Below are 10581 nucleotides of genomic sequence, written 5' to 3' on the forward strand. Positions count from 1 at the left end.
TACTACAATGCAAAGCGCTGTATGCTGTACGATCGCTAGTAGCGATGAATATAACCCCATGATGTCAAACCTTTTAGATAACCGCTATCGCGTCACTAGTGTCCTAGGCAGTGGCGGCTTTGGGGAAACCTATTTGGCTGAAGACACCAAAGTGCCCTCCAACCGTCGATGCGTAATTAAGCAACTTAAACCTGTTGCTGACAATCCGCAAATGTACGAATTATTGCAACAACGATTTCATCGTGAAGCAGCCGTTCTTGAAACATTGGGAGAAGAGAGTCGCTATATTCCCAAACTCTATGCAAACTTTACGGAAAATGGACTATTCTATTTAGTCCAAGAATGGATTGATGGACTAACTTTAACCGAAACAATTGAACGCGGTGGCAAATGGAATGAAGATGCAGTCAGACAATTATTAATGAGCATTCTGCAAACGCTAATCTATGTGCACGATCGCGGCATTATTCATCGAGATATCAAGCCTGACAATATTATTTTGCGTTCGGGTGAGCCAGTTCTAATTGACTTTGGCGCAGTTAAAGAAACTCTCAATGTCAGCACAATTCGTAGTTCAGTGCAGCAAGTACATTCGATTGTGATCGGGACACCAGGATTCATGGCTTCAGAGCAAGCGGCTGGTAGACCCTTTTTTGCTAGTGATCTTTATAGTCTTGCCATGACAGCAATTTTCGCGCTGACGGGGAAATATCCACAGGAACTCGGCACTGATCCACAAACAGGCGAAGTTCTTTGGCAGCCGCTTGTGCAGGGAATTAGTACAGATTTAAAAGCCATATTTGCGAAGGTGTTGCAGTTTGATCCACGCGATCGCTATAGCTCAGCGAGAGAGATGCTAGAAGCATTGCGCCCAACGCAAATACTCAATCAATCTCCTCCTAAACCAGTTCCCAAATCTCCAGCCCTGTCGAATATGCAGACCGTCGCCGTAACACCTAGAGGCTATACACCACCAACGGTTCCCGATCAATCTGTCTATGTCTATCAACCCCAACAAAATCCCAAGAAAAAGATCTTTGGTCAGTTATTAGTAACGGTAATTATCGGTGGAGCAGTTGGGGCAGCGATCGCTTTAGGCGTAGTTGTTTCGCAAAATGGCGGCATAGTGGCCTTATGGAATAAAATCTTTCCTGCTAATCAGCCTGTTACCAAAACACCATTTTATTTTCTTGCCGATTCTGCTTTTGAGGATAAAGAAAAAGCCAATCTCAGAGTGGAAAAATTAAAGTCTTTAGGATATACAGATGCAGGCTTGTTCTGGATACCTGACTATCCCAATCTAGGAAGCAATAAATTTCAGCAAGTCTATACAGGACAGTTTCAAGATCTTGAAAGCTGCAAGACTAAACTCAATGAACATATCAAATTTGTAGATGATGCCTATTGCGCTTTTGCTAGTCCTAACGCCAAAGATCCTGTCCAGAGAATTTCTAAAAACGATTTACCGCAACCTACTGCTTCGCCTACACCTACGCCAACCGCAACTCCATCAAAAACGCCAACCGCAACTCCTACACCAACTAGACCCTCTCCAGAACAAGCAATCAGAGACTATTACAGTCTCATTAACGATCGCCAATTTCAAAACGCATGGCAAAATCTCACACCCAAGTTTCAACGCGATCGGGCTGGTGGCTTTAACACTTTTACGGACTGGTGGCGAACTGTTGATCAAGTCTCAGTTAATGGATCGCGTCTTGTTGAAATTAATGAGAAGTCAGCGATCATCGATATTGATCTCACCTACCGCAAAGACAAAGCTATTTTTCCTGAGACTCTTCGTATGTCTCTAGTCTGGAATGAATCTACTAAACAATGGCAAATCAGTGAAACACAGAGACAGTAATCCGCGTATAAATATATAGAATAGAACTGTAGGGGCAAAGCATTCCTGTCACAATCTATAAATTTTTAGATAACCTTCCTTTGGGAATGCTCTGCCCAAAACCTCGCAACGCAGGGATAGATTGTCTGTAAAAGCACAGAGGGCTTAGCATTTGCGGATCGATATTTCTGTGATGAGTTTTAAAATTGTGGCGCAAATGCTAAGCCCCTACTATAATTCCATTTATATAAAAGCCGAGAATATGCAAAATCAACCACAAGTCAGCATCATTATGGGTAGTGATTCTGACCTACCAACCATGCAAGGCGCGATCGCAATTTGTCAGCAGTTCAATATTCCCCACGAAGTCGCGATTATTTCTGCTCATCGCACTCCTGAAAGAATGGTGGAATTTGCGAAGAATGCCCATATGCGAGGAATTAAAGTAATTATTGCAGGAGCGGGCGGGGCTGCTCACTTACCAGGAATGGTAGCGGCGCTTTCGCCTTTGCCTGTAATTGGCGTGCCAGTCTCTACTAGACAACTTAGCGGCGTTGATTCTCTCTATTCGATTGTGCAAATGCCCAAGGGAATTCCTGTGGCAACTGTGGCGATCGGTAATGCTGATAATGCAGGACTTTTAGCAGTTCAGATTCTCGCTAGCCATGACCCTCAACTTCTTGAACAAGTAATTGCTTATCGTCAATCGCTAAAAGATATCGTGATGGAAAAGCAAGATAAGCTAGATGAACTAGGAAGTGAAAAATATTTGCATCAAATGTAGTGTGATGTAACGCACCTTTCGCAGATAGAATTCCTGCGATCTCAAAGGTTTGAGGCTTGCCCTGTGGCACAGCCCCTACGAAACAGGAATTATTCAGGTAGGGGCAATCCCCCCGTGGTTGCCCTGTTACGCTAGCAGCAAGAGGTTCATCATCTGAGTTCCACGTAACAACAGTTAAGAAATGGCGTAGCCATTTCTTAACTGTTGTTACGTAGTTCCAGCCTGATCCCAAGCATCCCGAACTGCATCTTTGACTTTATCCCAAGCCATTCCTGTGCCACTCTTTTGGGCTAAGAGAGCTTCATAATCACGCTTGAGTTCGGGTTCTGCTTCATCAAAGCTTTTGCCAAAATAGCGATCGCAACCTTCATGTCCTATCTGATAGGCTAATTGATAGCCTTCATAGGTAGCTCCTTTCTCAATATAGTGACGAGAATTGTAATTCTGTCGCCAGTAATTATCATCGAAGTTGGTAATGGTTAGGGTTTGATTACTCATGGTTATCTCGATAAAAATATAGATGAATCATGCAGGATTAACTTGCTTGCTGATAATCAATTTGTCTAGATTGATAGTCATAGCGAACTGTTAAAATCAATTTTTTGTCAGGCGCATAAATCAAAACGGTTAAATCTTGATTTGGGAAGGTGTTCCGAAATCCTTGGGTTAGCGATTGAGTTAAGGGCTTTACATCTGAGGGTAGAACTTGAGGTGAAATTACGACCCCTAATTTATTACCGTCGCGGACATAGGCATCTTTAATTAAGCCTTTACTAGTCTGCATCACCCAATTACCATAATCTTTCCCTGCGGCTGAATTACCTCGGGCTATTTGACTGTAATCTGAACTCTGATTGAGTTTTACTGGATTAGCAGCCTGAGGAGATCCGCAAGCAGTTGTGAAAGTTAAAACCAACATTAGAGCGATCGCTACTATTGCGGTTCGAGCATTGCGAAAAATGTTCATCTGGCTTTTCCTTCGTTTTTCACGCTGTTTATTCCTGTAGTGATATAAGAATTTAGAACCCCCTCTAACTCCCCCTTGAAAGGGGGAGAACTTAGACTTCTCCCCTTTCAAGGGGGGACAGAGGGGGGTAAGAAATTGAGGGGCAACTCTTAAAGCTTTTCGTACCAGAAATTAATTCTGAAATAGCTTTCTATACAAATTCACAAAAGTATTACCATACTTTTGTGAATTAAAAAGCAAACCCAGTAAGGGTTTTAAAAGCATAAAATAGCGTAGCCATTTTATGCTTTGGAATTAACTACCAGTTCTTCTCTCTGCAAAGTATTTATTAAGGAAAGTACTGCAAAAAGATAGAACGATGGGAGCTAGGATAAAGGCTAAGAGACCATTCATCGTAAATCCAGGAACAATAACTGAGGCAAGCCATAGCAATATTCCATTCACAACGAAGGAAAACAATCCTAGAGTAATGAAAGTTAGGGGTAGTGACAAGACTTGTAAAATTGGTCTAATGAAGGCATTGACCAAACCAATTACGATCGCAGCTAGTAACGCCGAAGGAAAGTTAGAAATATCCACACCAGGAACAATTAGATCGACAATGAGAAGTCCCAAAGCAGTTGCTAGTATAGTCAGAAAGTATCCAATCATAGTTTTCAACCTAGAGTAATGGTAATTTGATAGTTAGGAAAGAAGGCAAATCGAGCAAATCTAATTATTTGTCTGCTCGCCCTGTTTAGAGATCGCCCAAACAGCGTGAATAATGCCAGGAACCCACCCTAATAGAGTGAGTCCAATATTGATTAATAGAGTGGTGCTAAATCCGTAAGTTAGAAAAACACCAAGGGGGGGAAGAAGAATGCCTAGAATTAGTTTCATGTTGATTACTCTTAAATTTACTGTTTCTTTGGGAATGTAGTGCGGTCAAAGCCTGCACCACATTCCCAAAGAAACAAACTGTATGTTTTGAAAATTAGCGCTTTGAGAATTAGCGCTTAGAGACAGAATCTTTGCTTTTCCAAATTTCTTTTAAGCCCTGTTTGATCTGTTCCTCTTTACGAGCTACTACGGAACCAAGTTCGCCCGCATTAGTCTCAATTTCAGCCTGTTTCTGTTGTAAAGGAAGAGCTCCACTGGCTTCTGCTTCAACTTTTTTCTGGTCATACCATGTTTTTGCTTTTTCCCATTGCAGCTTAATCTCTTGATAGCGATCGCCATAACGATCCGCTAATTTCCGATCTAGATTTGTCATTTGTGATTTGAGGTTGACGTACTGCTCCTGCAAAATCCCCACTTCTTGACGTTCTTGATAGGTATTGACCGCTAGACTAATTTCTTCAGGATTAGTATCTGGTAATTCCACTGCCTTGATATCCATCATGATGGCGCTGGCTTCCCTATCTAACTCTTCCTGCTGTTGATCCAATTGAGTTTGAATCGCCAACAGTCTCACTCGTCGCTCCGCGATCGCCTGTTGACGCTCATGGGTACTTCCTGCGATCGCGCCTTCGATAGAAGCAGTGATGTTTTCTGTCTTTTCCTTGCCACCTCCCTTAAAATCAGCAATTACTGTAGAGACCGCATCTTTGACAATTAAGCCAATTTCACCTGAGCCTTCTTTTAGCTCAGCGATGGTCTGGGCAACTGCATCTTTGACAATTTCGCGAATATGTTCAGATCGAATACTGCCTTGGCTCTTTGCCTTTTCAAGATTAGTTTTAATCTTTTCTTTAACCAGATTAGACATAGTTGATACTTCCAATTTATGGGTGGGATTGATGCTTTTTCTGATCTCAGTTTGAGCAATGGTAGAACAGGTAGATAAGGCTAAAGCTATACTCAAACTTAAAATGCTTGCTTTTAGAAGTCTAAACAAATGAAAGACCATAGATTTCTACGCGATTAGATACTTATCACGCCTCAAATTAGGACAAATTTAGTTTCAACTTTGCTTAGAGATTAAGTCCTAAGCAAAGTTGGTATTAATATTGCTTGTCGTTTCAGTTCTATCTAGAAACAGCCCCTTACCATAAGCCGCGAACTGGCGCTGATGGTTCACTCGTTGTTGTTGGTTCAGTAGTTGTGGTTGGAGCCACTTCTTCAACAGGTTGAGCATTAGATGGCGGAGTTCCATTTAAGATTGGTGTAACTAGGGCAAGTACTTCGTCACTAGTTGCATAGCCATCAAAAGCATCAAGATTAAAGGGGATCAGAGAACCTTCTCGATTCTCATTGTAGATAACTTCTCTGTTGCTGGCATTGGTAGATATCCAAGGACGGACATCCTCGCCTAGCAAAGTCTCCCGTAAGAATCTTATACCCGCAGCATGTCGAGCTTCTACACTATGAATTGCCAAAGCCGCCGCTAAAATCGGTTTAGCAGTATCACCTGCGGCAAGTAAGTTCTGTACTTGTCCTTTGTATGCAGCTACGCCCAAATCTTCGACATATTGCCCTGCCAATAGGAAATCCGCAGGGTTAGCAAAGGGATCACGACCTAAGATTGCACTATAGTTGGGATTCTGTGGAAGGGTAATTGCTTCAGGATTGCCGCCAATAGAACTCAGGACGGCGGACAGATCGACTACGTGTTGATTCTCATCTGCACCATAAGAGGCGATCGCATCCTTGGCAATTTGAGGTGCTGATGCTAATCCGCCATTCCTTGTTGCCATTGCGGCTCGTTGGTAAAAGTCAGCTTCAAGTTTCTCTAAAGTAAGCGCATATTCTACTACTTGTCTAGGACTCAAAACTGTACTCTGAGCATATGCTGATGAAGAGGGCCTAAAGAATAAGAACACAAATAGAAAAGGGATAAAAGCAAAACAAAGCTTTAAAGGAAGTAATGCGTTACTACCAATATGCTTAAAACTATCGGCAATAATTTTAAGCTTCATTCTCAAATTAGGGGAGTAGGTGGTCATCTTAGCTGCATCCTTTTGCATGAGTGTATTCGCAAGTGTGGTGTATCGCCTCTAGCTAACAAGAGTCCCGCCAATAGGGTTGTTGAGTATATTTAGCGAACTCACGATTGCCACAATCTGTTTAGGGGTATATAGCTCGTCGTAAGCCTTACCTTTAAATGGATTTAGGGTTGAATTCAAGTTTGCATCACTAATTAAGCGATCGCTGTCTGGTTCTGTCACTGGTCTGTTCATGAGCGCCCTCACTCCTGCGGCGTGACGCGCTTCAACTGAAACAATTGAACCCGCTGCAAGGAGAAATGTGGGATTAGTCATACTTGTACCAGCACCGTTATAGGCGTGAACACCCAGATCTTCTAGTGTAACTGCGGCATTCAAAATGCGATCGCGATTAGCGAGAATATCATTGAGGCTAGAGGAATTAAAACTTAAATCTTCAGTCGTAAATAGAACTTGATTAGCTAGAACATTACGAAGGAATTTTACATGGGCAGTTTCTTGAGCGCCCAAATATTTCATATATTCAAGTTCTCGACTATTGGTAACTTTACCCGAACTAACTACGGCTGCATAAAAGACAGATTCTAGTTCTTCTAATAGCAAAGCAAAGTTAAGAATGCCAATATCATTAGCATTAAAGGTGAGCATTTTGCCACGACTGTTTGACTGGGCATAGATGGCTTGAGGCATAGCTCCAATCGCTATACCACCTATTCCATAAATTCCCCATTTGATCAGGGAACGTCGAGAGGTAGAAGGCATCTTCTCGCTAATCATAGTTAATCTCTCCTAAATAGTGACGGATATAATCGCAGTATCTGAATCCAAAACCTATGGCGCAGCTTACGCCATAGGCTTTTAAGAACTTGCACCCAAACCCTGAAGAGGTGGCACAAGTTCTAGCGCCTCTATTGAGAAGCTGATACTAGTCGCTGATCTTGAATCTCACTCTTAGCAGTTTTAAAATCGGTGGCGAGTTGCTTCTGTTGGTCGTCGCCAAAACTACTACGAATACGAGGAAATAGTTCTTTCTCTTCTTCTAGCACATGGTCATTTACAGCCGTTGCTAGAAGCTCTACCGCAGCTTTAAAAGCCACCGTATCGTCACAGTCCATGGCTTTGATTCGTTCAAGCATTTGCTTCATTTCCGCTTGTTCGTCATACAACTTCTGAATGTTATTGTAGTATTGACGAACAATTGGATAGATAACTTTCTCTTCAGCGTCGGCGTGGGCGCACAAATCTTGGTAGACTTGACCAAAAAATTCCTCTAGCTTGTCAGGATCGTCGGTGGCTTTAATCTGAGAGAGCAGAGAGTATATCTTGACGTGATCGAGTCGAATCAGATCACAAATATTTATCTCACTATCATTACGAGTGATGATGCTGCCAGCAAGACCACTCAGAGCCGCGATCGTATCCTGTACCCTTGACCATAGTCCACTGTCAGAAGGCTTGCCAGTTAGCTCCATAGTGCTGAGAGATTCCATAATCCCTTTGAGTTGCTCCTCATGACCACGATTTTCAAAGTTAACCGCATTGAGAGGAGCGATCGCTACGGCGATATCGGCTCCCACGACTTGCCCAGCCTTGTGAACAAGAACTCCTGCCATTGCTTGAGTGTGTTTGAGAAGCTCATGCTTGGCAACCTTTTCAAACAAAGTGAGGTCTGTATCTTGCATCATCTTGCCAAGATCTTCAAACTCTTTCTGAATTGATGGATTTGGCTCAGCTTTAATTCCATACTGAACAATCACCGTGTCGATGACACCCAGATTCTTCTGATCATCTCTGAGAAATCCTTCTAAACGGTTAGTGATTTCTCGATCTGGGCAAGCTGAGATTAAACTTTTCTCATTGGCAATCAGCAAATTTTGTGTTGCTTTCATGTCCGCCAATTTAACAGCGATCGCTGTACGTTTGTTATCTTCGAGTGTTACTGACATTGACGTTAATCCTTATGTATAGTTAAGAGACGATTAGTTCTCTATAAAGAAATCATGACGTTGGAATGTCCAACTACTTGAGTGACTTGATGAACTTGCTTTACTATGAAATAAAGTGTAATAGAACTCATGCTCTACTACGCTTCATTTCTAGATTGAGAAGTAATCAACAAGTAGTCAACAAACGAAGTTATCGTTTAAATGCTTGAGCAGCACGATCCCACGCATCTTTCACTGCATATTTAGCTTGTTCCCAAGGTAAACTTCCAGTTTGATTTGCTTGATAATCACGCTGCAAATCTGTCTCAACTTCGTTATAGGTTCGACCACTTTGACCATAGCGATCGTAACCTTCATAGCCAGTGCGATAGGCTGGTTGATAATCTTCGTAGGTTTTGTCTGAATCAGCATAGGTACTAGAAGTATAAGTCTCCTGCCAATTAGTTTCTTCAAAAGTAGGATTAACTTGCTCAGCGACATCCTTACCAGCTAAGCCGCCAACGACTGAACCGATCACAGCACCAACTACAGCTCCAACTGGGCCGCCAACTGCACCACCGATAACTGTGCTTACAGTGCCAGCCCCTGCGGCTCCCACACCTGTTCCTAAAGGATGTGATCCCACTTCTCCAGAAATTGGATCGAGATTGGCATCACTTTGATCAGCAGGATTTACATCTCTATTGACATTTCTATTAGTCATTTCAGCTTGTCCTTGTAAATACTTGTAAATAATTAATCTGTTTGAGTTTGAAGGAGTGAAGTGCTGCTCTCTGAGTAGTCTTCCACTCCTTTTTAATAGCTTCTAAGAAGCTTTAACAAGGCGAATTCCATATAGTAAAACTACTGCGCCAATAGTTGCCACGATCAAGCTTCCAATCAATCCGCCGCCTGTAGAGACCCCAAAGGTGTTAAATAGGAAACCACCTAATAATGCGCCGACAATACCAACAATAATATCGCCCAGCACACCGAAGCCACCGCCGCGAACTATCTGACCAGCTAAGGCTCCGGCCACTAGTCCGATCAAAATAAACCAAATAAATTCCATTAGATTTTCTCCGTGTATCCATTTCCAGTATTTGTGAATGAAGAGAATAGGCTAAGTTTCCAGTCACCTATCTTTTTTGAATTTATGCAATTCCTTGAAACGTGAAATCCTTTAGGGAATTAGAAAATAAACTCAGTCATTTTTTAAAATTCCAAAAATGGCATTACCATTCTTTGAATTGGTGTTAAGTAGGTAGGAATAATTAAATATAAAACCCAAATAAGCGGAATCGCCCGCAAAGCGGGCGATTCCGCTTATTTGGGTTCTTGGTTTTATTAAACCGAGGTACTTACTGCCCTAAGAAGTTTTTAACAGAGTCAATTACACCATCAACATTGTTCTCAGCTTCGTCAGGTAAACCTTTGGTGTTTTCCTTAACTTCATTAGCGCGATCGCCTACCATATTCTTAGTTTTCTCTACACCTTCGCCAACTTTGCCTTTAGCATCCTTAGCCATATCCTGAGCTTTACCAATATTTTCCTTGGTACCTTCTTTCACATTTTTAGCTAAGTCTTTAGCGCGTTTTTCTGCTTCTTTAGCAAAGTCTTTAGAGGTGTCAGCTAGTTTGTCAATCACCTTGTCAGTTCTTCCATCACGAAGATCGCGACCGATTTCTTTAGTGATACCTGCGGCTTTGTCGATCGCTATGTCAGTTTTCACACCTTGCGTTACTTCTTCAACTTTGTCGCCGAAGAAACCAGCCAAGGGAGCTGCAATCGCCCCAGAACTAAAAAAGGTCACTTGTAACATCAAAACTAGCGCGAAACCACAAGCGAAAAGATGTCCTTTCTTGACACCATTCAGTATCGCAGTGACGGGACTATGGACTATTAAAATGAATAGCCTTGCTCTTTTCTAAGATATGATTCATTTGTTTCACCTAACGTTTTGTGTTTAGTTCCTGAGTCAATATTGAAGCTAACAGGCAATTGTTTGATCCAGAAGTGTTGAACCAAAAGTGAAGAAACACCAAAAATGGATACACTACACCTATCAAAATAGTGATTTCAGCTTAAAATCACTATCCTCCTAAACCAATGTAAGTAGCTAATATTCTCACAC

At 42.0% G+C, this 10581-nt stretch carries 13 protein-coding genes; 2 read left to right on the top strand and 11 right to left on the bottom strand.

The window, feature by feature from the left end; all coding sequences use genetic code 11:
* Positions 1–7: 7 nt before the first annotated feature.
* Both VB775_RS07845 and purE read left to right on the top strand, forming a co-directional pair.
* Positions 8–1867 (top strand): serine/threonine protein kinase, encoded by a 1860-nt coding sequence (locus VB775_RS07845; protein WP_281008383.1) that lies wholly within the window; start codon positions 8–10, stop codon positions 1865–1867.
* A gap of 241 nt (positions 1868–2108) precedes the next feature.
* On the top strand, positions 2109–2630 hold the full coding sequence (purE, locus tag VB775_RS07850) for a 5-(carboxyamino)imidazole ribonucleotide mutase (protein ID WP_281008384.1): 522 nt from the start codon (positions 2109–2111) through the stop codon (positions 2628–2630).
* Between the two features lie 207 nt (positions 2631–2837).
* Here purE and VB775_RS07855 read toward each other — a convergent pair whose 3' ends face one another.
* The 11 genes from VB775_RS07855 to VB775_RS07905 form a co-directional block, all read right to left on the bottom strand.
* The gene (locus tag VB775_RS07855) at positions 2838–3128 is read right to left on the bottom strand and encodes a hypothetical protein (protein WP_281008385.1); all 291 of its coding nucleotides are present in this window, start codon (positions 3126–3128) and stop codon (positions 2838–2840) included.
* Between the two features lie 37 nt (positions 3129–3165).
* Positions 3166–3597 (bottom strand): hypothetical protein, encoded by a 432-nt coding sequence (locus VB775_RS07860; RefSeq protein WP_281008386.1) that lies wholly within the window; start codon positions 3595–3597, stop codon positions 3166–3168.
* Between the two features lie 294 nt (positions 3598–3891).
* Entirely contained in the window at positions 3892–4248 is a 357-nt protein-coding gene (locus VB775_RS07865) for a phage holin family protein (protein ID WP_281008387.1), read from the bottom strand.
* 60 nt (positions 4249–4308) lie between these two features.
* Positions 4309–4476 (bottom strand): YqaE/Pmp3 family membrane protein, encoded by a 168-nt coding sequence (locus VB775_RS07870; protein WP_281008388.1) that lies wholly within the window; start codon positions 4474–4476, stop codon positions 4309–4311.
* A 109-nt stretch (positions 4477–4585) separates the two neighbouring features.
* Positions 4586–5344, bottom strand: a complete 759-nt coding sequence (locus VB775_RS07875) for a hypothetical protein (protein WP_281008389.1) — start codon at positions 5342–5344, stop codon at positions 4586–4588.
* A 277-nt stretch (positions 5345–5621) separates the two neighbouring features.
* Entirely contained in the window at positions 5622–6521 is a 900-nt protein-coding gene (locus VB775_RS07880; RefSeq protein WP_281008390.1) for a ferritin-like domain-containing protein, read from the bottom strand.
* A 51-nt stretch (positions 6522–6572) separates the two neighbouring features.
* On the bottom strand, positions 6573–7298 hold the full coding sequence (locus VB775_RS07885) for a ferritin-like domain-containing protein (RefSeq protein ID WP_281008391.1): 726 nt from the start codon (positions 7296–7298) through the stop codon (positions 6573–6575).
* A gap of 131 nt (positions 7299–7429) precedes the next feature.
* On the bottom strand, positions 7430–8467 hold the full coding sequence (locus VB775_RS07890; RefSeq protein ID WP_281008392.1) for a hemerythrin domain-containing protein: 1038 nt from the start codon (positions 8465–8467) through the stop codon (positions 7430–7432).
* Between the two features lie 190 nt (positions 8468–8657).
* Positions 8658–9170 carry a hypothetical protein gene (locus tag VB775_RS07895; protein ID WP_281008393.1) on the bottom strand — a complete coding sequence of 171 codons (513 nt, stop codon included), beginning with the start codon at positions 9168–9170 and terminating at the stop codon, positions 8658–8660.
* A 102-nt stretch (positions 9171–9272) separates the two neighbouring features.
* A complete protein-coding gene (locus VB775_RS07900) occupies positions 9273–9518 on the bottom strand; it encodes a GlsB/YeaQ/YmgE family stress response membrane protein (RefSeq protein ID WP_281008394.1) in 246 nt (81 codons plus the stop codon).
* Positions 9519–9807: 289 nt separating this feature from the next.
* Positions 9808–10260, bottom strand: a complete 453-nt coding sequence (locus VB775_RS07905; protein ID WP_281008395.1) for a hypothetical protein — start codon at positions 10258–10260, stop codon at positions 9808–9810.
* Positions 10261–10581: the final 321 nt, after the last annotated feature.

The sequence above is a fragment of the Pseudanabaena sp. CCNP1317 genome, from assembly GCF_034931345.1.
GTDB classification, from domain to species: domain Bacteria; phylum Cyanobacteriota; class Cyanobacteriia; order Pseudanabaenales; family Pseudanabaenaceae; genus Pseudanabaena; species Pseudanabaena galeata.

Bases quoted from the DNA above. Each gene is read 5' to 3' on its own strand.
- VB775_RS07890 (WP_281008392.1), bottom strand. From the start codon at position 8,467: ATGTCAGTAACACTCGAAGATAACAAACGTACAGCGATCGCTGTTAAA.
- VB775_RS07855 (WP_281008385.1), bottom strand. From the start codon at position 3,128: ATGAGTAATCAAACCCTAACCATTACCAACTTCGATGATAATTACTGG.
- VB775_RS07845 (WP_281008383.1), top strand. From the start codon at position 8: ATGCAAAGCGCTGTATGCTGTACGATCGCTAGTAGCGATGAATATAAC.
- VB775_RS07880 (WP_281008390.1), bottom strand. From the start codon at position 6,521: ATGACCACCTACTCCCCTAATTTGAGAATGAAGCTTAAAATTATTGCC.
- purE (WP_281008384.1), top strand. From the start codon at position 2,109: ATGCAAAATCAACCACAAGTCAGCATCATTATGGGTAGTGATTCTGAC.
- VB775_RS07865 (WP_281008387.1), bottom strand. From the start codon at position 4,248: ATGATTGGATACTTTCTGACTATACTAGCAACTGCTTTGGGACTTCTC.
- VB775_RS07860 (WP_281008386.1), bottom strand. From the start codon at position 3,597: ATGAACATTTTTCGCAATGCTCGAACCGCAATAGTAGCGATCGCTCTA.
- VB775_RS07895 (WP_281008393.1), bottom strand. From the start codon at position 9,170: ATGACTAATAGAAATGTCAATAGAGATGTAAATCCTGCTGATCAAAGT.
- VB775_RS07900 (WP_281008394.1), bottom strand. From the start codon at position 9,518: ATGGAATTTATTTGGTTTATTTTGATCGGACTAGTGGCCGGAGCCTTA.
- VB775_RS07870 (WP_281008388.1), bottom strand. From the start codon at position 4,476: ATGAAACTAATTCTAGGCATTCTTCTTCCCCCCCTTGGTGTTTTTCTA.
- VB775_RS07885 (WP_281008391.1), bottom strand. From the start codon at position 7,298: ATGATTAGCGAGAAGATGCCTTCTACCTCTCGACGTTCCCTGATCAAA.
- VB775_RS07875 (WP_281008389.1), bottom strand. From the start codon at position 5,344: ATGTCTAATCTGGTTAAAGAAAAGATTAAAACTAATCTTGAAAAGGCA.